The following is a 23,351-nucleotide window of genomic DNA, read 5'->3' as shown; positions in this document are numbered from 1 at the left end:
TAAAAGCATTATATGACAAAGTCTGTAAAACCAATAGCTTTTGTTAGCCTGATAGCCATTACCTTATTCACCAGCTGCCAGAAGGCTAAAGAAAACACATACGACAGCGCAGAAAACGTGTATATCGATTACTGGGATAGTAAAGCCGATAGTGTGCTGTCTACCTTTGCCTTTCATCCTGATAAAGGCAGCGATACTATATTGGTACCGGTACGTATAGCCGGTTTGGCAAGAGATTATGACAGAACATTTTCTCTGCAGGTGTTAAAGGATTCTTCTACCGCAAAGGAAAACGTGCATTATGTGCCGCTGTTACCCATCTACACCATGCTTAAAAACACTACTATTACCAGGGTTCCGGTAGTATTGCTTAACACAGACCCGGCGTTAACCACCCGCTCCGTATCTCTGCGTATTAAGCTGTTTTCCACACCAGACCTGGGTGCCAACATTCCGGAAAGAAACAAAACCAAACTTGTGTTCTCTAATAAGCTGGAGCACGAAAAATGGTGGGATATGTGGTTTGTGGCCTCAACCTGGTCTGTTACCAAAAACCAGTTCTTCATTATTGTAACAGGTCTGGAACGCCTTTCGGAAGTAGGCCTGGACGCCCCTAAAAATCAATACCTCGCCAGTCTGGTACAGGCGTTTCTGGCAGCTCCTTTAAAATGGGTGGAGAAAAATCCCACTAAAGGATATAAGATGGACCTGCGCCCGGATGGCAACTACGATTTTTACAACATCAACACGCCTAACAATAAAGTGCTTTACAAGAAAAACAATTTGAACGGGCTGTTTTATTTCATTGATGAAAACGGTAATGAAGTGCACTAAAACCAACTGTATTGTATGAAACAAAAAATACTATTCTACCTTCCGGCCATTTTACTCAGCGCCCTGTTAATACAGGGTTGTTATAAAGACAAAGGCAACTATACCTATAACATGCCCCCAAGGCCCGAGCTGAGCCTTGATACGCTGTATTATGCAACGCTGGGCGATAGCCTGATAATAGACCCGCATGTAAAGGTAGCGGGTAACCCCCACCTGGCTTACGAATGGAAAATAAGTGTACCGTCTGATGTCAATATAGATGTAATAGATTCATCTGCTTCTTTTCGTATACTCTTTACATTAGATGCTATGCGATATGGTGCACAGCTTACTGTTATTAATCAGGATAACGGTATGAAGTATTTTTACAAATTTGTTGTTTCCGGCCAAACTGCTTTTGCCAAAGGCACTACGGTGCTTACCGTACAAAATGGCAAAACCATACTCTCATTTGTAAAGCCAGACAGCACGGTACAGGCAGATATATTTAACGTATTCAACACCGGCATAGCGCTACCCACACAACCTACGCAACTGGTGGCAGTGCCTGAATGGCAGTTTCCTAAAAGTGTAAAGCAATATTGGATTTTTGGTAAAGGTGGCCCTAACACAGGCGTACGGGTAGATGCAAACAACTTTATACAGGACCGTTTCTTCAAAGATCATTTCTTTGATGCCCCGGATACTATCAACCCTTTCAAGCTTATTCCCAACATGCTGAATGTAATGTCGGGCGTGGTAAACGGCAGACTGTACGAAGGCTCCCGCAATACCTGGAACCTGGCGCCTATTTACGGCATGTTCAGCGGTGGTGCTGTGGGTGATTACGATTTGTCTGGCGAAATTGCTTATGTATATTCGGTACCAGACGAGCCACGTGCCCCTTCTGCTTACATTGCTTTTGACCGCGTAAAATACCAGTTTCTACGCTTTTTCCCCACCGGTGCAGACCCGGTATTTATCGGCACCAGCTATGCGGTAGAAGGCGATGCATTCGACCCTAAAAACGTAGGCATGCCTATTGAGCGGTTACTGCATGCCACCAACGGCATCTGCTTTGCTTACTGCCGTGCAGCAGACAAAACCCTGTACGAATTAAACTTCAGAGCCCAGTTTATACAGGGTGCAGAACCCATTGGTTTTAAGGCGCTCCAGAAACGTCCCTTCCCCCGTCCTGAATTAGTGAAAGCCGATACCAAATGGGATATTACCGCCGCACAGATTATTTACTTCACTTCCGGAGATGTGGTATATCGCTACAACCCCGGTAACAACGATTTCAGACAACTTACTACCACCTTCAATGGTAAAGCTATTACCATGATGAAATTGCTGGATAACAACACACTGGCAGTAGGTGTAGAAAACACTTTATACTATCTCAACGTAAGCACGGGCGTATTTGGCACCGTTATTAAAAAATATGACGGCCTGCCAGGCGCTCCTGTTGATATGGCCGAAAGAGGTTTAAACTAACACAAAGAAATGAACAAGAAAACCGCAGTTACAGCAACGCTCCTTTCCGGTGCGTTGCTTTTTTTCAGCTTTCACAAGCCGGCTGATAACAAAAAAGGCTTTGTAGTAAAAGGGCATATCCGTGGCCTTACCGATTCTGCTATTTATCTGGCTTACGGCACCCTTGGTACCATGAAGGCGGATACCGCCAGGGTAGTTAACGGCAGCTTTGTATTTAAGGGTTCGGTAAAAGAGCCTTTGTATGGCATGCTGTTTAATAAAAACTACTCTGTTAAAGTAGATATGTTTGTAGACAATGGTGCCATTACCATTAACGGCAGTGTAGATAGTGTTTATGATGTAAAAGTAAGCGGGCCAGCCGTGGTAAACGAGTTTGCGAAATACAACCAGCAACTGCTGGATACCCGCAAGCCCGTACAAACCATTTACGAACAAATGCTGGCTGCCTATAAAGCAAACGACTCAGTAGCTTTAAAAACCACACGTGCCGCTTTTGATTCTGCCCGTAATCTGCAAACAAAGCAGGCGGCGGATATTCAGATGGCGTACATTAAGCAACACCCGCACAGCCCGGTAAGTGCATGGGAGCTGGTACACATAGTAAGCGATAAAAACCTGGAAGAAAGCAGCAGGCTGTTCAACGCTATGGATAAAACCGTACAACAGTCTTCGCTGGGGCAGGAAATTGCCACCCGCATTAAAACCCTCAGCAGCATTGTAACGGGTAAACAGGCGCCTGCCTTTACGCAGCAGAGCGTACAAAACCAGCCTGTATCACTGTCATCCTACGCAGGCAAGTATGTACTGCTTGAGTTCTGGGCCAGCTGGTGCGGACCGTGCCGTGCTGAAAACCCCAATCTGCGCAAAGACTACCAGCAGTACCACCAGAAAGGTTTTGAAGTACTGGCAGTATCGCTGGATCATGTAAAAGAGAACTGGGAAAAAGCCATTGCACAGGATAGCCTGCCCTGGACACATGTATCTGATTTAAAAGGCTGGAAAAATGAAGTAGGTCAGTTGTATGGCGTTAACGCAGTACCTGCCAACTTTCTGATAGATCCTTCCGGAAAAATTATTGCGCAAAACCTGCGCGGCGAAGCGTTAAATAAGAAGCTGGCTGAAATATGGCCGTAAGCGTTCAAACAATCAAGGTGTTGCTAACCTTAAAAACACCACATCCAACTTATACAGGAGCAACCAACACATCGGTTGTTCCTGTTTTTTTTGAAGCTTTTTTAAGAAGCGGAAGGCAATGCCACATAGAAAGTGCTGCCTCTGTCTGGCAATGAATCTACCCATATCTCCCCTTTCTGCATCTCCATAAACTCTTTACACAAATGCAGTCCTATACCGTTGCCCTTTTCGTTACCGGTACCGTAGCTGGGCGCCACCTGAACTATAAACAGGTTCTGTATTTTTTCCGGCGTCATGCCTACGCCTGTATCTTTTACCGTAATAATACCCCTGCCTTCATAGGCTGTATGTTCAATAATAATAGAGCCTGCTATAGGGGTAAATTTAATAGCGTTCTGCACCAGGTTACGTATTACCAGTTCCAGCATATCTGCATCCGCCGTTACGGTTTCATCCTCCCCAATATCAACATTTACCTTTACCTGTTTTTTAGCGGCAAACAGTTGCTGTGCAGTTAATACCCTTTCTACCACCGGCCTTACCGGCACCTGCGCAAGGTTTACCCGTACACCACCTTTTAACTGGCCGGATGACCATGCCACCAGGTTATTAAACATATCCAGTGTATTTCTGGCCAGCCCGTACAACTCCTGCTGCAGCTGCTTCTTCTCTTCTTCTTCCAGCGGATAGTCGTTAATCAGTTCGTTTAAACTTACGGCTGCTGCCAGCGGGTTGCGTAAATCGTGCGATACTACAGAAAACAGCTTGGCTTTTTCCTGGTTCAGGCGCTCCAGCTCTATATTCTGCTGCACAATTTCCCGGTGCTGCTGCTCTATCTTGGCCGCATATTCATCTACAATATTCTTTTTACGCAGGTAGCTTTTACGCAGGTAATTGGTAATCCAGTATATACCCACCAAAATTACCAGGTAGCTTATTACCAGATCTATAAAATGATCTTTACGCGCCAGATAGCTATCCGGCACCAGACCAGGCCAGAAGTATTCCACCGTCATCAGCAACGGCACCAGCAGCAAATGGGCTATAAACCACACATAATGCCAGCGGTTGGCCGAAAAGGCTATCAGCAACTGAAAAGTAAGAAAACACAGAAAAATGGTAGGCCCTCTGCTGCCCGAATTGAAAAAGAACAACCCGGCCATAGCTATATAGCTTACCACTGCATAACACACAATGCTGAAAGCATACTGTTTTCTGAAACGGGAAAAATAATAGAATACCAGCTGCAGCAGGATTAGCGACCCCAGTACGGCAGATATATCATACAACCCCATTACCAGATTAAACGGCAAAAACACCAACAGAATAATCAGTGTAATAATACCAATGGTATTAAACGCAATGTTCGCTTTGGAAAAAGCGGGCCGGCTTCCGATAAGCCAGTGCCAGAGGCGGGTAAATAAAACTTTTATATGCAAGGGCCAGATAATGGATTAGGGTGAAATATGAAGGTCTGACATTAAATCGAAAAACAAGCAATCTCCCGCGTTTAAGGGACTGCCTGTACACAATAAAAAAAGGACAAGATGTACGTAGCACACCTTATCCTTCTATAGTAGTTTTTGTAAAAATTAGTATCTGCGTCCGCCGCCGTTTCCACCGCCAAAATCACGGCCGCCACCACCGCCACCGCGGTTGCCACCACCGTAACCTCCGCCGTTTCCACCGCCACCATAGCCACCGCCGTTTCCGCCGCCGCCATAGCCTCCACCACCGCCACGGTTTCCACCGCCGCCGTAGCCACCACCGCCACCGCGGTTGCCGCCACCATAGCCTCCGCCGCCACGGTTTCCACCGCCGCCTTGCTGGGCTTCTGCTTCTTTAACAGACATTTTTTTACCTTTCAGCCCCGCACCATCCAGGGTTTCAATCGCCTGGCGGGCATCGTTTGCATCAGGCATATCCACAAAACCAAATCCTCTGCTTTTTCCTGTTTCTCTATCTACAACCACCTTCGCGGAAGTTACGTCGCCGTACAATTCAAACATCTCCTTCAAATCCACATCGTCAAAATCATGGGTTAGACCTGCTACAAAAAGCTTCATGCTAAAAATATTTATATAGTAAAAGTACAAAGAGAAAAACCAATGTCATAATTATTCCCGCAAATGTTTTTTGCTAAAAACATACAATTTGTTACCCATTGGCCCTTAGCAGGTTACCTTCTCCCACCGCCCTCGAAATAACCGCATGCAGCAGAAATTTATCGGTATGGTGCCCTAATTTCCACAAAAAGCCCCCCGCATGGCGGGTTAAACCTTTCAGGTGGGTGGTAATGCTCTTGTGCGAAACCTTGGCTTTTCTGGCCGCCTCGCTCAGCGCACTGTACCAGGCCACCGGGTTACCCTCCATATCGTATTGCGTTACCTTACGACCCTGTTTTTCTTTGTACGAACGCTGGCGGCGTTTTTCATGGTCATGCACCTCTTTCAGGTTAATCTTGTTACCATCGCCATAACGCCAGTAAAAGCCGCCCGCCTTGCTGGCAGGGCGTTTTACCGCCTTGGATATGTTGCCGTAAGAAATACCGGTGTTGCGGTAAGCTTCCATAATACTGGGATAGGTTTTCAGCCACAGGCCCTTGCTATCGTACTGCGATATCATCAGCGAGGTTTTTTCCCGCGAAGCCTTTACTATTTCCAGCAGTTTGTATTTGTCTGTCTGCAAATGGCTCAGTTGCCGGCCGGTATCATAAGGCCGCTGCGCCTTTTCCCGCAGGCTAACCAGTATCAGGTTCTCCGGCCGTACATCCAGGCCGTTGCCGTTGCGGGTGGTTACATTTACAGTAGTATCCTTCAGGTTAAAAGGCTCCACAAAGCAGTGATATACCAGGCGCGCTACCTGAAACGAGTACTTTACATTGCGCACCTGCAGCACTACCTGCAGGCGGTACGTCCAGTCGTGGCAGCGCATGTTACGGTCTTTATTTACCTGCGCCTTTCTTATACGCGCAGGCAGCTTGTATATACCGCCCTGCGAATCCACCACCTGGCGCTCCACCCTTTTAATGCGTCCGAAATTAGATACTAAAAAATCACCGTGCAGGCCAGGTATCTCTTTCCATAATTCACCGGGGCGGTTTTCAAGGCAATCGTCTTTGTAGGCAGTTGCTGCAGCATGGGTTGTTGTTGGCAATTCATTTTTCATAGTAAAAAGGGATATATTCTGCCAAAAAATTACGAACACCCCTTCATACTATACAGTCACCAACCCCGCTTCTGTGGGAACATTTAGGAACCGGCCGCCGCTGCCATTCTTTTGCGTATGCGGCTGAGCGATGGTCCCTGAATACCCAGGTAAGAGGCTATATGATACAACGGCACCGCATTAAAAATATCGGGGTGGTGCTCCATCAGTTCCAGATACCTTTCTTCCGGTGTACGGAACAGAAAATTTTCTGTATGCCCCATAATAAGGTTAAAAGCCATTTCGGCCACCAGCCGCCCAAAATGCTCCCACTGGTGGTGCGTGCGGTATAACTCATGTAAGTGACTGATATGAATATACACAATGGAACTCTCCACCATACACTCCGTATAATAGTTACATGGCTTCTGCGTTAAAAAACTTTTATACGCCGCTATCATCTGCCTTTGGGTATAAAACAGCAGGTTCTTCTCCTCCCCATTCTGCTCATTTACGTAATAGGTTCTGAAAACACCATTTATAATAAAACCGAAATGTTTGCACACATTCCTGTATTCATTGTAATACTCTCCTTTCTTATACGTTTTTACCTGCCAGTAAGGCGCAGCCACTTCAAAAGCCGCGGCATCTATACCTGCAAACTGTTGTAAAGCTTCTGCCAGTAGCTGCATTTCCGTCATACTATTTCTTTAATTACATCAAATGTAAGCAAAGTGTTTTTCCACTATAGTTAAGTGTATTAATACAATTCATTTCTGCCCCGCCCTCATTTATTTTACCTTTATTCGCAACAAAACAATTCCGCATGTCTCATATTGATATGATTATTGAAGAACGCCCTGCCGATATAGGTAATTTTCTGGTAGGCCGGCTGCTTCCCTTCCGTGGCAAAAGAATGGTTGGCCCCTTTATCTTTATCGATCATATGGGCCCTGTACGCCTGGACGACCATCACAATATGGACATTGGCCCGCACCCGCACGTAGGCCTGTCTACCCTTACCTACCTGTTTGAAGGCAATATTATGCACCGGGATACCCTGGGTACAGAAGTAGAAATAAAAGCCGGTGAAGTAAACTGGATGACGGCCGGTAAAGGCATTGTACACTCCGAACGTACCCCCGGTTACCTGCGCCATTCAGATAAACCTTTGCACGGCCTGCAGATATGGGTAGCTATGCCCAAACACCTGGAGCAGATGGACCCTGAGTTTTTTCACGCCAATAAAGAGGATATACCCACCTGGCAAAAAGATGGTGTTAGCTATAAACTGATAGCTGGTACTGCCCTGGGCCATACATCGCCCGTACCTGTATACAGCAAGCTGTTTTTACTGGAAATAAAAGCTACGGAACAAACCACCATTACCATTGGCAACGAACTTTATGGCGAGGCAGGTATGTACATACTGGAAGGTGCTGTAATAAGCGAAGGCAACACGTACCAGCCTAAGCGCATTCTGGTATCTAAAGACAGCAGCCTCTGCTCCTTTACCATGGAAGCCAATACCACCATTTATATTTTTGGCGGCGAGCCTTTTGCAGAAGAAAGATATATCTACTGGAACTTTGTAGCCAGCGATCTGGCTATTATAGAAAAAGCCAAAGAAGACTGGAAAGCACAACGCTTCCCCACCATTCCTGGTGAAACCGGTTACATTCCATTACCCGAACTTAATTCCTCCCTCAAACAAAAACAATAATGAATACTGTACACGCCAGCATAGGCAAACAACCTTATAAAACAGAAATACATACTGCCACCAACAGCATTATTGGCGATGAGCCGCTGGAGTTGGGCGGGCAGGATCTGGGCTTCTCTCCCGCCGATCTTATCACCGCCTCACTGGCCGCCTGTACCTGCGCCACATTGCGCATGTACGCCGATAGAAAGGCATGGAATTTAACGGATGTAAAAGTGAAAGTAACCTTTGAAAGGGATGCTGTTAAAAACACCTCTCACTTTGTACGCACCGTGGAACTGGTGGGCGAACTGGATGAAACACAACGCCAGCGGCTGCTTACTATTGCCAACAGTTGTTTTATTCATAAAACGCTTACTAACCCTATTGAGGTAACTACGGAGCTTGCTACGTTATAGTATAAAAAAAAAGCGACTGCCAGTTATGTAAAAGCAGGCTTCTCAGGCATCTTTCAGTAAATTCCATCACACACCAATCATTCATCAGATATGAAACAACCAATTACTGCCTGTGCCATTTTGTGCCTGCTTGCCATTCCGGCTTTTTCGCAAACCAAAAACTTTATTGATCTGCCTTACATTTCGGTTAATGGTAATGCCGATACCCTTATCACTCCAAACGAAATCTTTATCAAAATCACGCTATCTGAAAAAGACACGAGAGATAAAATTTCGCTGGAAGCACAGGAGGCAAAAATGGTGGAGGGCCTGAAAAGCCTTGGCATTAACACCGAAACAGATCTTACCACCAGCGACATTATCAGCAACTATCGCTTTTATCTGCTGAAACAGAAAGATATTATTAAATCGAAAGAGTACATGCTGAAGGTAAACACTGCCGCACTGGCCGGTAAGGTATTTGTAAAACTGGAAGACCTGGATTTATCTAACGCATGGGTAGACCATGTAAACCATACTGAGCTGGAAAAGCTTGCAGCTATATGCCGCGCAAATGCCATGCTGGTAGCCAGAGAACGCGCCAACGCCCTGGCAGCGCCCGTAAATCAGCGGGTGGGCAAGGTTATTTATATACACGACAATAATACGGAAGGGGTGCAGGGCGCACCTGGCGATGCTTCGCGTATTATGATACGTGGTTACGGTACCTACACCGACAAAGCCAAGTACGAACCCCCTAAAATTGAGTTCGAAAAAATCAGAATCAACATTAACATTCAGGTAAACTTTATGCTGCAACAGTAACCGGCGTAGCTGAATGGTTACGCCCGGTATAGCAAGTGTACCAATAGCAAAAAAAGCGCCCCGGCATTGCCGAAGGCGCTTTTACCAACCGCGTATGTGCCTTACCCGGCAAATACAATGGTTTCAATACTGCTCATCTGCCCCACATCTTCCTTACCATCAAAATAGCATCCTCTATATTCCCTTATTTCCGGCTGGTTTGCTAACACAAGCGGGCGGGTATCAATAAAAGGCGAAGCTTTATCGTTACCTATCTTTTCCCAGCCCAGGGTGCCCTTAATACGGCTGTAAATGGTAATACTGTTCATTAGCTGCAGGTTAAACGAAACCTCTACCTTACCTTCAAAAGCGCGGAGCTTCAGGGTGGGTTTCAGGTCTTTCTCATCAAATTGCACAGTATAACCTACAATACCCAGGTCGCTGCCCAGCTGTTCGCGGTAGTCGGGATGGCGTTTCATAATACCGGCAGCATTTAAAATTACCATCAGATCTTCTTCCATACTCTGGTTTTTGGCAGCTACCGCACTTTCCAGATCGCGCTTTCGTACCTCTACGGTATCTACTTTGTTTTGAATATTTCCGGCGGCGGTTTCTACCCGTGTTACCCACACCGCATCTAAACCCAGCATAGGGCCTATAACAGCTATTTTCTCTTTAACATTACCTGCCCAGGGGCCTCTTTCTGCGTGTGAACGTGGCACAAAATGTACGTGTTGCTTTTTCATAATACAACGTGTTTTAAAAATGTGATTTGAAATAATCGCGGGGCCCCTGCAACGATGTAAAATTTCAAAAAGGTACCGGACCGGCCAAAACCGGGTACCGGGTGGGTATAGCTGAAACGCAGGCCAGATAAGGAAAAAAAGTTTTAAAATAGTTTTCTGATGGTGCAGACACAAGAGAGAAAAACAAGTAAGATATTGGTTTACAACAAATTGAGCACTTTACAACACCCGCCCACCACCCGGGTGCCTACCGTATATTTTCGCCCCCCCTTACCCAGCAAGGATTTCAGCCTTCCACTCCCTGCTGCCCGGGCCGGTTACAGGCGAGTGGAGCAACTATACAGATGCGTAAATTGTCTGCTCCGTTGAATGGAGCAGAACATCCGCCGGATGGAGCAGACAATTTATGGAGCGGAGCAGGCACTCCGTTCAACGGAGCAGACACCCCATTCAACCGTGCAACTGCTCCATTGAATGGAGCAGAACATCCAATGAACGGTGCAACCACCCCGTTGATTTTACCGGATGCACCGTCCACCGGAGCAGTTGCACGGTTCAGCGGCGCATCTGCCCCACCGGATAAATTGTCTGCTCCGCAGAATGGATGGGGCACGCCGTTCAACGGAGTGCCTGCACCATTCAATGGCTTGCCTGCACGGTAAAGCGGTATTTTTTTCCCGGCAGGTCTTTTACACCTGAAAGGGCGCAGCGCTTACTTCAACAGCAGATAGCCATAAAAAAAAGAGTGAGGCATGCACCCCACTCTCTCCATTGCATTATATAGTAACCGTTATTTTAAAGGTTTCAGCCCTTTCAGTGCCGCTGCATCGGTTGCTTCAACTACGCTGATGGCGTAGCCGCCACCCGGAGCGCACAGTTGTGCCAGCTGGCTTTTGCTGGTTACAATACCCTTGCGTATGGTGTATGCCTGGGGATTCTTTTCGTAGTGTGCATCTTTTGCATCGCTGTACACGGTGGCAATGTACTTCTTACCCTCGTCCAGAAATTTGAAATCAATCTTAGATACACGGCCATTTTCGTCGCAGGTGCTGCCTATAAACCAGTTGTTGGTTCCTTTGGCTTTGCGGGCAGTGGTTATATAGTCGCCCGGTTCTGCTTCCAGTACGTGCGTATCATCCCAATCCACCGCTACATCTTTAATAAACTGGAAAGCATCCAGAAACTTGTTATAGGTTTCCGGTAAATCGGCCGCCATTTGAAAAGGGCTGTACATGGTTACATACAACGCCAGCTGGCGGGCAATAGTACTGCGCACCCAGGAGTTATTATCCGGGTTGTATGCACTTATTTTTGTTTGAAAAATACCCGGCGTATAATCCATAGGCCCACCCATTAAACGGGTAAAAGGCAGAATGGTAGTATGGTCCGGATTGTTACCCCCAAAAGACTCATATTCTGTACCGCGGGCACTTTCCTGCGCCAGCAGGTTAGGATAGGTGCGGGATAAACCTGTCATATGCACGCTCTCATGCGCATCTATCATAATTTTATAATCCGCAGCTTTGGTAATGGCATACAGGTAATGGTTTACCAGCCATTGGCCGTAATGGTGCTCACCGCGCGGAATCATGTTACCCACATAACCGCTCTTCACCGCATTGTAGCCATTGTTTACCATAAAACGGTAAGCAGTATCCATATGGCGCTCGTAGTTGCGTATAGAGCCTGAGGTTTCGTGGTGCATAATAATCTTTACACCTTTAGAGGCTGCATAACGGTGCAGTTCCTGCACATCAAAATCAGGATACGGCGTTACAAAGTCAAACACATAATCCTTGCTCTTGCCAAACCAGTCTTCCCAGCCTTCGTTCCAGCCTTCTACCAACACACCACCAAAACCGTGTTTGGCAGCAAAATCAATATATTCCTTTACATGCGCTGTGTTAGCAGCATGTTTGCCATTAGGCGTTGCTTTAGAAAAATCAGTTACACCCAGTTGCACGTTAGAAAGATCGGTGTAACTCCAGGTGCTTTTGCCGGTAATCATCTCCCACCATACACCCACATATTTAATGGGCTTAATCCAGCTGCCGGCATCGGCAAACTTAGTAGGTTCGTTCAGGTTCAGAATCAGTTTAGACTCCAGAATATCAGCAGCCTTATCACTTACCACTACTGTTCTCCATGGGCTTTGGCAGGGTGCCTGCATGTAGCCTTTATCGCCCACTGCATCTGGTGTAAGTACCGATTCCAGTACCATGTTTGTATCATCCAGGTTCAGCGACAGGGCCGAATAGTTAATCAACGCTGCTTCGTGTATATTAATGTACAAACCATCCTTACTCTTCATCATCAGCGGCGTTTGCAGCCCTGTTGGCGAAAAAGTGGTTTGTGAAGTGTTTTCGGTAATGGCCGCTTTCATCTTGCCTCTTACTTCAGACAGGTTGGAGGTTACGGTGCTATATTCCTGTGTATCGTAATCGCCCGGCAGCCAGAAAGCTTTGTGGTCGCCTGCCAGCGCAAACTGCGTCTTCTCCTCTTTAATTACAAAGTATTGCAGGTTTTTCTGTTGCGGAAACTCGTAACGGAAACCCAGGCCATCGTTAAACAAACGGAAACGTACCACCAGGTAACGATCGGTAGAAGTCTGGTGAAGGGTAACTGCCAGTTCGTTATAATGGTTGCGGATGTCTTTTACCTCACCCCATACCGGCTGCCAGGTTTCATCAAAGCTGGATGTTTTTGCTTCTTTTACTTCAAAGCTGTCCAGCAAAGAGGTTATGTTTTTTAACTCCAACCCCAGGTGGCTGGTTTTAACCACCTCTTTGCCCTTGTAGGTTAAGGCATACACCGGTACCCCTTTTTGCTGCAGGGAAAACCGTAAACTCAGGTTTTTGTCAGGCGAAGTAAGCTCCTGCGCATTCACCCAATGGCACAGGAAACCAATACAAACTAAAAGAAATGTTTTGCGCATTTTATCTGGTTTAAATAAAGCAAAATGGAAAAGTGGCTGTATAAACGAAAAGACTTTCATTGGCAACGGCAATCTATTGTGTATTTTGAACACAAATGTAATTGCTTCTGCTCCAAAATTCCAAGCCCTCACCGTTAATTTTAGTGTTGTTTGCCGACAAAGTGGTGTTTCTGAGGTATTTAAGGCAGGAAATCACCTCCGGAAAAGAACTTTTGCAGCATTGTTCTGTTAGGTAGTCAGGTCCTTTTCACAACCACTTCTAACAAAAACGTACCCACAATGTTTGCCATAACCGCTCTTTTGAGCATCCGCCGTACCGTGGCTTTTACCACAATTGCCACCTTCATCATTATTACCACACTCTTTTCTGCCTGCTCCAGCCCCAAAAGCTGCCCTGCGTTTTCTGATCCGGAGCTGGAAACCTGGTTTCCGTACCGTACCGGGCATCAGTACTATTTCAGGGGAAGCAATGGTGTGGTAGATTCTCTGCAACTGACAGCGATAGACAAATCAACACCGTACACCAGCGGTAACCACTACGAATCTTTTGCGTGCAGCGAGGGTGCCACCCTTACGTCTGGCAACAACAGTAGCGGCGTACGCTTCAACGTTTCGGAAACAGAGGTAGATGGCCAGATAGCCCAAACGGAGATTAGTGTAGATGGTATGTATTATTTCGCCACCCACCTTTCCGATACCGGTTATGTGAGCAGCAACTCCCCCTACGGCCATACGGTTTACCATCCGTCTGTAATATTAAACGGCCACACTTACAATCAGGTGCAGGAAATTATATCAGACGATGCGCGCCCGGCCGATCTGTTATCGCGCATATGGATTGGTAAAAATCAGGGACTGGTAGGTTACGAGTTTAAAAACGGAGGGGTTGTATACGCGTTGGAACAGTAAACAGAAAACCGGTGCAACTATTTTACAATGACCCCCGCTGTATCATGTGAAAGGGGTTGCGCACCTGCGCCTGTGTATTATTCAGCACCATTTCCGCAGCGGTTTTACCCATTTGCACAAAGTCGGTGGTAATAACAGTAATATCCAGCAATTCCTTCAGTACCGTTTCATTAAAAGAAATGATACCCACGTCTGCCCCCTGGCGCAGGTTCTTTTTCTTCATCTCTTTCATTACCACCGCCATATCTTCATCAGTGATAAAAATGTACACCGTTCCGCGGGCGGGTGTTACCGTAGCAGCATCATCTACCTGTGCAAACCGCTTTTTGTTATGATTACAATATTCTCTGATGCCGTTGATAATTTCCCCCGGGTGGTTACTATCGGGTGGAAACACTATGGTAACCGCTTTGTATTTAGCCAGTAAAGTATTGGCGGAAGATAAGGCATCATAAATATCCTGCTTAAAGTCCTGATATACTGCTTTTACCCCCTTCAGCTCTACCAGCTTTTTGTCCAGCAACAACAACTTTTCCTGTGGCAGTTCCTTTATTATGGCCAGATAATTCTTCTTGGCCTCCCGCCGGTCAAAATGGGCCATCAGCACATAAGAATGGTAGTTGCCCAGGTTATTGGCAATAATCTCTTTCAGCAGGCCGGAGCTGTAGTGATGCACCTGCAGATCAACCGCAGCCTTATCCCCTATGGTTTCAATAAAACCATAGTACACCTCCTTTTTATAACTGCTCAGCTTATTAAAAATCAGTAATATCTTTTTGCGCGCATTGGATTTGCCGGAAACATAATATCCCTTATTGCGTACAGAAACAATATACCCGGTACTTTTCAGCTCTTTGTAAGCCTTTTCTACTGTATCCCGCGCCACCTTGTGCCTTGCACTGAATTCATTAATAGAAAGTAGTATCTGCCCCGGCAATAGCTCGTCATTGTCTATCTGCCGGGCTACATGCCGGGCTATCTGTTTGGGCAGCGGCATTTTATCTGCGCTGTTAAAAAGAGAATTATTTGTCATGGCAATAAGAGTGGCAATCGTTCTGAGAAACTAAAAATAACAAATTCCGGTGTCAATTAAACACCGGTACGTTACGGCAGGGTAAAGGTATTATCTGCCGGTTGGCTATCGGGCACATGCAAACCACCCAGCACCACCTTTGTTACCTTCTGTTTTTCGGCAAAAGCAATGTTTACCACCTGTTGCTTTTCCCAAACCGATATGTCGCGCTGTACGGTACGGGTACTGCCATCAGCCAGATACACGGTAGCTGAAACAGGTACCGGCTTACCGCCGGTATTGGTAACAGTAATGGTTACCTTGTCTTTCTTCTGGGTTACCTTATTCACTGTTAGGTCTGCGTATCCGTTATCAAAAAACCAGCGCTTCCAAAACCAGTCCATATTCCTGCCCGCACCGGTATTCATGCAGTTAAAAAAGTCCTGCGGTATGGGGTGTTTGCCATGCCACTGCTTTATGTAATAGTGCAGCGCCTGCAAAAACAAACTATCGCCCAGCATTTCTTTTACATACAGGTAACCCATAGCAGGTTTGGCATAAGCATTCAGAAAATAAGGCGTGCCTTTAATAAGGCTGGAAGGCGTTACCACCGGCATATCCTGCTCCGTACCACCATCCATGCTATAGGGGCCAATACCATAATCATCTTTAATAGTGCTATCAATCATGGGCGAAATAAGCCATTCACCCAAAGTGGCCCAGCCCTCATCCATCCACGCATATTTGGTTTCGTTGGTACCCATGTAAAAAGGAAACATGGTATGAAATATCTCATGATCAGTCAGCTCAATGGTAGCCTCTTTACTATCCAGCGGGTTATCATTCACCATCATGGGGTATTCCATCTGGTCCAGCCCGTCAAAAATAGTTTCATGCTCATACGGGAAAGGCCATTTAGGAAACACATAACTCATGGCTTCCACTGTTTTGCGGCTGTAATCAATTACCTCATAAAAATCTTTATGCTGCGGGTTAAAGGCCACATCCACCCGTGTGCGCCGCCGTGTAGCAGCATCTACCTCCACACTGCAGGCCTTCCATATATAGTGGTTACTGGTGGCAAATACAAAGTCTGTTACCTCATCTGCCTCAAAATGCCAGGTATTTTCCCGGGCGGCTGTAACGGCATTGTCTGCAATATCCTGGTGGCGTATTACCTCAATAGCAGTATCGCTTTTCTCTGCCGCCGCCAGCCGGTCGCAAATGGGTTTAGCCAGCACTTCGGTTGCATTTTTAAGCGTGCCGGTAGCCCATACCACATAACCGGCAGGCACGGTAACAGCCGCCTTAAAACGGCAGAAGTCGTTATAAAACTCCTGGGTACCGGTGTATGGAATGCGGTTCCAGCCGTCAATATCGTCATACACAGCTATGCGCGGAAAAAAATAGGCTATAAAGTGCGCGCCGGTATCTACCTGCCCGGTGCGGTTGTGCGATCGTTCGTTTAAAGTGTATATAAAATCTACCGTAAAATGCAGGGTATCGCCAGGCTTCAGCGCGGGAGTACGCACCGTCATATTAGTGCCCTCTACCCGTATGGCTTTGGTTCTGTCTTCGCCGTTCACCAGCAGCCGGGTAATGTTTACGCCGTCCGTTACATCCTGCGGCAGAATTTTAGCATCTCTTTCTGCTCCCTTGCGGTACAGGTTAGGGTATAATTTAAAAACCACCTGCTTCAGCGTATCTGTACTGTTGTTGAAATAGGTAATTTCTTCAGCGCCACTCACCTTGCGCGTAGCAGGTGTAAAATGCACATCTATAGCATAGTCGGCCCGGTTTTGCCAGTAACGGGGGCCGGGGCGGCCGTCTGTGGTACGGGTTCCTTTTAAATAAGCAGGCTGAATATTACGGGGCACCGGCAGCTGCGCCTTCGCTTCACACAATAACAAACTGGCAATGCCAGCAAGCAAACAGATTTTCATACACTAAATATACAATGTCACGCCTTTAAAGCAAGTACCGTACATACAATAGCCGTACGCGTTTCAAAACCCAGCTTTTCGTAAAGTTTTACCGCAGCGGTGTTGTCGTCTTTTACATGTAAAAAAGGAATCCCCCCTTCTTCCAGTATTAACTGCACCTGCCTGGCAATCAGCTGCGCCGCATATCCTCTTCCCAAAAAATCCGGATGGGTACATACCGCACTCACCTCATGATAAGGCAGAGGCCGTAACCGTCTGCCAGTTATAGCCACCAGTTGCCCTTCGTGTTTTACACCATAATAATGTCCAAAATCTATAGTATGGTTGCGGAACGGGCCGGGGTTGGTTAGCCGCGTCAATTCCAGCATAGCAGGCACATCCTGCGCTGTTAAAGAAACCATAGCTGCCCCTTGCTTTACCTGCGGTGCCTGGCGGTGGGCATATACCATCTGATACAGCGGCAGCTGTGCCAGCACCTTCCACGGCTGCGGAACGGCAATGGCTGCTGTACTAAACAGAATAAACACATCTCCTTCCGGCCGGTCAGCCGCCTGTAACTGCAACCACCCCTCTTCACTCAGCTGTGGCATACCTGCAAAAGGCGCTATTGCTGCATTAAAGTATGCAGCCTGTGTGCTGCCTTGCGCCATACCCCTGTTGCCCGTTTGCAGGGCATTCCATATAGGATTATCCAACACATGTGCATTTTCCGGTCCACTGTTCTCCATACGCTTTATGCCTTTGCGGCAAATATAGAAAGAATGTATACCCCATTCACCTGCAGCACGGCTTAACAAAAAAGGCGAACATTTTACGTTCGCCCTTTTATACCTATTTTATATTAACATCTTCAATGCTTGTTACCTCAGTAGATACTTCCCCCAGCCATCCGGCTTCGGCCCGTATTCCTGTATACACTTTAATAAAGTCAACACCCGTCAGCTTTACCTTTTTTCCGTCTTTATCCACCGCCCAGTCAAGCTTTATATTTATCCGCGCATCGGTATTGGCCCAGTTGTCGGCATATCCGTAATCAAAGGCAGGGCTTACATAATACGTACCCACACCTGATTGATCCACTACATTGTCGCCCGTTAACTTAGTTCCCTTAAAAGTAATAGAATCACCCTTCCACTGAGGATAGTAGCTTTGCGTGTGAAACATGTTTTTTGACAAATAACCACTGCCGCCCTGGTTATCTTTCCAGCGGATATACTCCAGGTCTGACATGTAAAAATTATTCTCATCCGTTACAGGCAGCTTGTTCTCATCCGGCTTGTAATAAGTAATCTGATAATTCTTTACTGTTTTAGCACTGTTATGCTCCGAGCCGGCAATTTCATACCACTCATCATCGGGCAATCCGTTTTTATTGGCATCGTACGATACCATAATAACGCCGGGCTCCGCCCAGTTGTCAAATGCATTGCCCACCACTTTAAAGCTGGCGCTATCTGCAATATTCATAATAGTATGGTCAAAGCCTGCCACCACATATCCGCCAAATCCACCAAGATGAATCATAGTAGCCCCTTTTAGAGCGCTTTCTGCACGGGCAATTACCTGTGCCTCTGTTTCGCCGGCATTAAACTCCGGCATGGTATTTACAAACTGGCCCGGCGCCGGAAAATAATCAAACACTTTAGATACCCTGGGGGAATAAGTAACCGCCTCTTTATTCACCTGCACCGTAACGGTTCTGGTAAAACGCTGCCCACCGGCTTCCACCGTCAGCTTCACTTCATGCGCCCCCTCCTGCGCGCTTACAAAATAAAAGTCTCTGGTATCTGTAACCACTTTTCCATCTACCGCCCATTCATATACAGGCGCTGTAATGGTTCCCGCATCGGCACTCAGCAACAGCCCTTTTAAGCGTGTTGCCACAAAGCCGCCGGCGGGTTCTTTAATAGCAACCGGTGCATCATTTATTGCATCCTCTTTTTTACATCCTTCCGCTAAAGCCATTACCAATAGTGCTATAACAACACTGTACTTTTTCATATTCATAGTTATTACTTCCATACAAAAGCCATATGGGCGGGAATATCTCCCGTTACCACCGACCATTTCTTTTTGCCTGTTTTATCAAAACAATACAGTGTACCGGGCGATACATAATCCTTCGCATCTGTAACATAGATATCCTGTGTAAGCGGGTTTACCGCAATACCATATGGTATTCTGATATTCTTTTCTGTGCCGTCTGTAATAAAGTTTCTGGTTACCAGCTGTTCTGTGCGGGTATTTACTATAGCATAACTAACCGTATTGGCCTGGGTATTCCAATTCCATTCCACACTGTATACATAGGCAGAATCGCCCGTAATACATATGTTACTGGCAGGTATTTGCAAAGTATCTTTTACACGGTCGGTGCGGGTATCAATCACATACAGGTTAGAAGGAGTGTTGTAATAATCGCCCCTGGAGGTTACATACAAGTCACCTTCACTATCCGCTTTTAACCGGTGCAGGTTAATAGCCACATCAATTTTCTTTATTTCCATAAAAGACGACAGTTCTATTACAGAAACAGTTCTGTCATAATTGGGAAAACGATACCCTCCGGAATTGGCTACGTACAGCTTGTTATGCACTACTGCCATTTCCTCCGGCTGATACCCCACCGTTACCTGCCGGGTAACTTTTAACGTAGCCGTATCTATTTCAGCCACATAGCCTATCTGCGCATTGGGATCCAGCTGCACCGGGCCTGCATAGGAGCTTACATAAGCCTTACCGCCGTAAAAAGTAATGTACCGGCAGTTGGGAATATTAATCTGTGCTATTCTTCTGGCCGTACTTACATCCAGCACCTCTACCTTATTGGAAACGTTAATTACTGCATACAGCTTTCCACCGTATACATGTATATCATTTCCCACATCGCCTAATTCTTTTACAACGGTGGGGTTGGCCTTTCCGTAAATATTCTCATTATACTTACCGGTGGCGTAATCAAAATAATCCAGTGTGCATTTATTACTGCCCATATTCCCTTCATTCAGCAGATAAAACCCTTTAAGCGCCGAAGCAGGATCGGGCGGCTGCAAACCGGTTTCTACCGGCTCAATTACCCTGGCCTCTTTACGGCACGATGCCAGTAATACCAACAGCATCAGTAACGCTAACAATTGTATTTTCATAGCTATGTGTTATAAGTTTACCTGTACTACCAGTTTATAGTTTCTGCCCGGCATGGGGTAGTTGAGCACCACATCGTAATACTGGTTAAAAACATTGTTTACATCTATTGCCACCCGCCATCTGCCACCTGCTATATCTGCATATCTGCTGATAGATACATCGGTAGTATACCAGGGCTGCAGATAATTTTTAAGAATATTGGCTTTCTGATCGTACCGTTCGCCGGTATAAATAAAGCTGTAGTTGAGGCTCCATTGTTTATAGCCCGCTGTAGCGATAGCCGAAAAGCTGTGGCGGGGAATATAAGGTATCTGATTACCGTAAAAGGCATCTGTAGCATCGGTAAAATCCTGCGCCTGCTGAAAAGTATAGGTTAGTCTGGTGTTAACAGATGCCAGCGCAGACAACCGCCAATCGGCCTGCGCTGCCACATCCAGCCCTCTTATCTCTACCTTACCCAGGTTCATCATCATCCAGCGGAAAGGATTGGAAGTAGGCACCGCTACTATTTTATCTGTTACACTATTGTAATAAGCATCTACCTGTATGCTTGCCTGCTTCAACAGCTTACCTTCTGCCGTGCGGCTCCAGGTAGCCCCCACATCGTATTGGGTGGCATATTCCGGCTTTAGCAGTGAATTGCCGATAAAAGTGTAATAGAGATCGTTAAAGGTGGGCATGCGGAATATCTTTTTATAAAAGCTCCGCAGTGTTACATCTGTTTTACCAAAGGGTTGCCAGGAAAGAAAAACAGCCGGTGTGTATACGGTTTTAACCGGTGCCGCATCACGCACCCGAACCAGATCTTTTACCACCGTACCCAGCAAACTGCCCTGTACAGCAAAGCCATTGATACGCCACGAGGTAGCTGCTGCCAGCAGGCCGGTATGCCGCACAGGATAAGCAAAATCAACCAGATTGGCATTGAGTTTATTCCATTGATAATCGGCAGATAATGCCAGCTTCCAGCTACCGGCTATTGTATATTCATTGGCTGCAGACAAATACAATTCCGTTTGTTTATACCGGTTATCTGTATACATATTGGCCGTATCGGTATCCAGGTAGCGGGTATAGTCGTAAGCCAGCTTACCACTCAGCAACAGGTTGTAACGCTTTGTTACTTTACGCCTGTACCACCCCTGTGTAAACAAATTGCTATCCCACTGCCGCTGCCCATGTTTAAATACGTTGTTGGCTATATACCCCGGCAGGCCCCGTTCAGAGATATAAGAATAGGTTTTCCATTTCCATTCCGTTTTCTCTGTTTTACCATCCAGCCCCCCTTCCAGGCGCACCGCGTTTACATCTCCGTTTTCTCTTATCGCTGTGGTATCGTAGGCAATACTGCCATCGCTGTTGTGTTTTTTATACCGGAACCGGTAACGCCCGTTGGCATGCGTCCATTCAGTACTTATATGGCCATTTACCTTACTGCTTATCTTCCGCTGCCAGGTTATGCCCGGGTTTATTAACCCAAACGATCCTGTTTTAAACGTCAGCCGCAGATTATCTTTTTTATCGCCTTTAAACACCGGACGTGCCGATTGCAGATAAATAGAGCCAGCCGATCCAAAGTCCTTCGCCGGTTGAAAAATCTCTGCTTTCTGCCCGTTATACAGATTTACTTCCTCTACGTTATCCAGCGAAAACTTTCCCAGGTCTACCTGCCCGTTCTGCGCATTTCCCAGTTGTATACCATCATAAAACACACCGGTATGGTTGGTGCCCATACTGCGTATGTTCACCGTTTTAAGCCCTCCTATTCCGCCATAGTCTTTCAGCTGTACCCCTGAAAAGTAACGGATGGCATCTGCAACAGACTGACTGCTCAGTTGCTCCAGTGTTTGCGCGTTCATTCTTTGTACAGGTGTAATATCGCGCTGGGGCAGCTTGGTAGTTACCTGTACCTTTTGCAGTACCCGCACTGTGTCTGCTGCACTTTGTGCATGGCTGCAAACACACAGCAGCAGTGCTGCCGGCAACAACCCACCATAAATATTTTTGTCTGGTAGCATCATGTTTACCTGCCTGTGTGCCACTGCATACAGCTATCCGCGCATTTACAGCGGGTTGCCATAACAGCAGCAAAACTTTGCATTATAAAACGTAGATTACCGTAACAAAAGACTGTTACATACAGGAATGCAGGCATACCCCTGCCGGAAGCAGGCGCCATTATATCCCGTTGCCTTTCACCCGAAAGCTACGTATACATGCATACTGGCAGGTCTTCTGACTTGTTCCGGTGTTATACCGCCTTCCCATAGCGCTACACTACAGTGGCATTAATGGCATTCACCTGAAAGGAACTTACAGCTACGGGGATAGTTCCGGACTTACACCGGATTCCCATTTTAATCTGTAGGAGAACCAACATGCGCTGCAAATATAGAGTAAACAGCACCATACAAAAGAGGATACCTATAAGAAAGCACCGCATTTTACATTGCCATGTCAACCTGAATACCCCCACGCAATACCATCCCCTTTTTGAACCTTAGGATTTACATGGATATTGCCGGCCCTTCAAAAGCGGTAGGCTGATATATTTCTTTACTAATCAGGTCTTGAATTTTTATAATCCCGCTTTTTTCAGGGTTAAGAAACAGTTGAAATTTCATAACCTGCTCTGTTTTTTTATCCGTTAATGTCAGGATATCCTTATTTAAGCTAACGCTAAAAAACATGTATTTTACCTTATGAGAAAGCGGCTGGTATATTTCTTCTTTTTTCAGCGTAACAGAATCCTTTGTTATAGCATAATTTAATGCTGCTTCGTACAGGCCTATTTCAATATGCTTTTTGAATATCTGATTGGGCAATAGTAAAGTATCCTGCTGTACTGTCCAGCGAAATGCCAAAGGCGGATGTTGGTCTTTCAACAATTTCTCATAAACACTCACCGTTTTTTGAGCGTTAACAGAAGGCGCTGCAGCTGGCTTTTTGATGGGTGGTGGTAGCTGCTTTTTATTTTGCCCAATTACAGTCATTTGCATGCCCAATGCAAAAGTCATCAATAGAATTTTGCTCATCATCTTATTAATTAAGCTGTTTAGTGTTTTTAAAAATCAATCTATAGGAAGTAAAAAAGTGTTAGCGCGATGCTTTTCTAAAACAGGTTAAAAAGAAAAAGGTTTCAATTGCTTGAAACCTTTTTCTTT

At 46.1% G+C, this 23,351-nt stretch carries 21 protein-coding genes and 1 riboswitch; of the genes, 8 read left to right on the top strand and 13 right to left on the bottom strand.

The annotated features are described in order from the left end of the window. Positions 1-12: 12 nt before the first annotated feature. From IEY13_RS04050 to IEY13_RS04040, 3 genes are read left to right on the top strand one after another with little or no spacing between them, the layout of a single operon-like run. A complete protein-coding gene (locus tag IEY13_RS04050; RefSeq protein WP_188950666.1) occupies positions 13-834 on the top strand; it encodes a DUF4843 domain-containing protein in 822 nt (273 codons plus the stop codon). 15 nt (positions 835-849) lie between these two features. Beyond that, positions 850-2,310, top strand: a complete 1,461-nt coding sequence (locus tag IEY13_RS04045) for a PKD-like family lipoprotein (RefSeq protein WP_188950665.1) — start codon at positions 850-852, stop codon at positions 2,308-2,310. A gap of 9 nt (positions 2,311-2,319) precedes the next feature. Continuing rightward, complete coding sequence (locus IEY13_RS04040) at positions 2,320-3,444, top strand: TlpA disulfide reductase family protein (RefSeq protein ID WP_188950664.1); 1,125 nt, start codon at positions 2,320-2,322, stop codon at positions 3,442-3,444. Positions 3,445-3,545: 101 nt separating this feature from the next. Here IEY13_RS04040 and IEY13_RS04035 read toward each other — a convergent pair whose 3' ends face one another. The 4 genes from IEY13_RS04035 to IEY13_RS04020 all read right to left on the bottom strand — a co-directional run bounded on the left by IEY13_RS04035 (position 3,546) and on the right by IEY13_RS04020 (position 7,292). After that, positions 3,546-4,883 (bottom strand): ATP-binding protein, encoded by a 1,338-nt coding sequence (locus tag IEY13_RS04035; protein WP_188950663.1) that lies wholly within the window; start codon positions 4,881-4,883, stop codon positions 3,546-3,548. 153 nt (positions 4,884-5,036) lie between these two features. After that, positions 5,037-5,510, bottom strand: a complete 474-nt coding sequence (locus IEY13_RS30275; RefSeq protein WP_188950662.1) for an RNA recognition motif domain-containing protein — start codon at positions 5,508-5,510, stop codon at positions 5,037-5,039. A gap of 91 nt (positions 5,511-5,601) precedes the next feature. Further along, positions 5,602-6,612 (bottom strand): NUMOD1 domain-containing DNA-binding protein, encoded by a 1,011-nt coding sequence (locus IEY13_RS04025; protein WP_188950661.1) that lies wholly within the window; start codon positions 6,610-6,612, stop codon positions 5,602-5,604. Positions 6,613-6,695: 83 nt separating this feature from the next. Then, on the bottom strand, positions 6,696-7,292 hold the full coding sequence (locus IEY13_RS04020; protein WP_188950660.1) for a Crp/Fnr family transcriptional regulator: 597 nt from the start codon (positions 7,290-7,292) through the stop codon (positions 6,696-6,698). Between the two features lie 125 nt (positions 7,293-7,417). Between IEY13_RS04020 and IEY13_RS04015 the strand changes: the two genes are divergently transcribed. The 3 genes from IEY13_RS04015 (at position 7,418) to IEY13_RS04005 (ending at position 9,516) form a co-directional block, all read left to right on the top strand. After that, positions 7,418-8,314 carry a pirin family protein gene (locus IEY13_RS04015; protein ID WP_188950659.1) on the top strand — a complete coding sequence of 299 codons (897 nt, stop codon included), beginning with the start codon at positions 7,418-7,420 and terminating at the stop codon, positions 8,312-8,314. Further along, positions 8,314-8,712 carry an OsmC family protein gene (locus tag IEY13_RS04010; protein ID WP_188950658.1) on the top strand — a complete coding sequence of 133 codons (399 nt, stop codon included), beginning with the start codon at positions 8,314-8,316 and terminating at the stop codon, positions 8,710-8,712. Before IEY13_RS04015 ends, IEY13_RS04010 begins: the two co-directional genes overlap by 1 nt. Before the next feature lie 90 nt (positions 8,713-8,802). Beyond that, complete coding sequence (locus IEY13_RS04005; RefSeq protein WP_188950657.1) at positions 8,803-9,516, top strand: SIMPL domain-containing protein; 714 nt, start codon at positions 8,803-8,805, stop codon at positions 9,514-9,516. 101 nt (positions 9,517-9,617) lie between these two features. On the opposite strand, the gene IEY13_RS04000 is transcribed toward IEY13_RS04005, so the two are convergent. Further along, the gene (locus IEY13_RS04000; RefSeq protein ID WP_188950656.1) at positions 9,618-10,241 is read right to left on the bottom strand and encodes a hypothetical protein; all 624 of its coding nucleotides are present in this window, start codon (positions 10,239-10,241) and stop codon (positions 9,618-9,620) included. 344 nt (positions 10,242-10,585) lie between these two features. Here IEY13_RS04000 and IEY13_RS03995 point away from each other — a divergent pair, with 344 nt between their 5' ends. Continuing rightward, on the top strand, positions 10,586-10,903 hold the full coding sequence (locus tag IEY13_RS03995) for a ribosomal eL19 family protein (protein ID WP_188950655.1): 318 nt from the start codon (positions 10,586-10,588) through the stop codon (positions 10,901-10,903). 128 nt (positions 10,904-11,031) lie between these two features. Here the strand turns inward: IEY13_RS03995 and IEY13_RS03990 are convergent, their stop codons facing one another. Further along, positions 11,032-13,176, bottom strand: a complete 2,145-nt coding sequence (locus IEY13_RS03990; protein ID WP_188950654.1) for a glycoside hydrolase family 97 protein — start codon at positions 13,174-13,176, stop codon at positions 11,032-11,034. Between the two features lie 279 nt (positions 13,177-13,455). Between IEY13_RS03990 and IEY13_RS03985 the strand changes: the two genes are divergently transcribed. Then, the gene (locus IEY13_RS03985) at positions 13,456-14,085 is read left to right on the top strand and encodes a hypothetical protein (protein WP_188950653.1); all 630 of its coding nucleotides are present in this window, start codon (positions 13,456-13,458) and stop codon (positions 14,083-14,085) included. A gap of 22 nt (positions 14,086-14,107) precedes the next feature. On the opposite strand, the gene IEY13_RS03980 is transcribed toward IEY13_RS03985, so the two are convergent. The 7 genes from IEY13_RS03980 to IEY13_RS03950 form a co-directional block, all read right to left on the bottom strand. Then, complete coding sequence (locus tag IEY13_RS03980) at positions 14,108-15,118, bottom strand: GntR family transcriptional regulator (RefSeq protein WP_188950652.1); 1,011 nt, start codon at positions 15,116-15,118, stop codon at positions 14,108-14,110. A 71-nt stretch (positions 15,119-15,189) separates the two neighbouring features. Then, the gene (locus tag IEY13_RS03975) at positions 15,190-17,040 is read right to left on the bottom strand and encodes a M1 family metallopeptidase (protein WP_188950651.1); all 1,851 of its coding nucleotides are present in this window, start codon (positions 17,038-17,040) and stop codon (positions 15,190-15,192) included. 17 nt (positions 17,041-17,057) lie between these two features. Then, entirely contained in the window at positions 17,058-17,768 is a 711-nt protein-coding gene (locus tag IEY13_RS03970) for a GNAT family N-acetyltransferase (RefSeq protein ID WP_188950650.1), read from the bottom strand. A gap of 103 nt (positions 17,769-17,871) precedes the next feature. Further along, a complete protein-coding gene (locus tag IEY13_RS03965) occupies positions 17,872-19,041 on the bottom strand; it encodes a cell surface protein (protein WP_188950649.1) in 1,170 nt (389 codons plus the stop codon). An 11-nt stretch (positions 19,042-19,052) separates the two neighbouring features. Next, positions 19,053-20,186, bottom strand: coding sequence for a YncE family protein (locus IEY13_RS03960; RefSeq protein ID WP_188950648.1), 1,134 nt, complete (start codon positions 20,184-20,186; stop codon positions 19,053-19,055). Between the two features lie 9 nt (positions 20,187-20,195). After that, entirely contained in the window at positions 20,196-22,208 is a 2,013-nt protein-coding gene (locus IEY13_RS03955; RefSeq protein WP_229687715.1) for a TonB-dependent receptor, read from the bottom strand. 187 nt (positions 22,209-22,395) lie between these two features. Then, positions 22,396-22,580: riboswitch (cobalamin riboswitch) on the bottom strand. Between the two features lie 114 nt (positions 22,581-22,694). Next, a complete protein-coding gene (locus tag IEY13_RS03950; RefSeq protein ID WP_188950647.1) occupies positions 22,695-23,225 on the bottom strand; it encodes a hypothetical protein in 531 nt (176 codons plus the stop codon). Between the last annotated feature and the right edge of the window lie 126 nt (positions 23,226-23,351).

It is taken from the genome of Filimonas zeae, from assembly GCF_014641615.1.
Lineage (GTDB): Bacteria > Bacteroidota > Bacteroidia > Chitinophagales > Chitinophagaceae > Filimonas > Filimonas zeae.
Note: the sequence above shows the minus strand (reverse complement) of the source record. Positions and strands in the feature narration are given on the sequence as shown.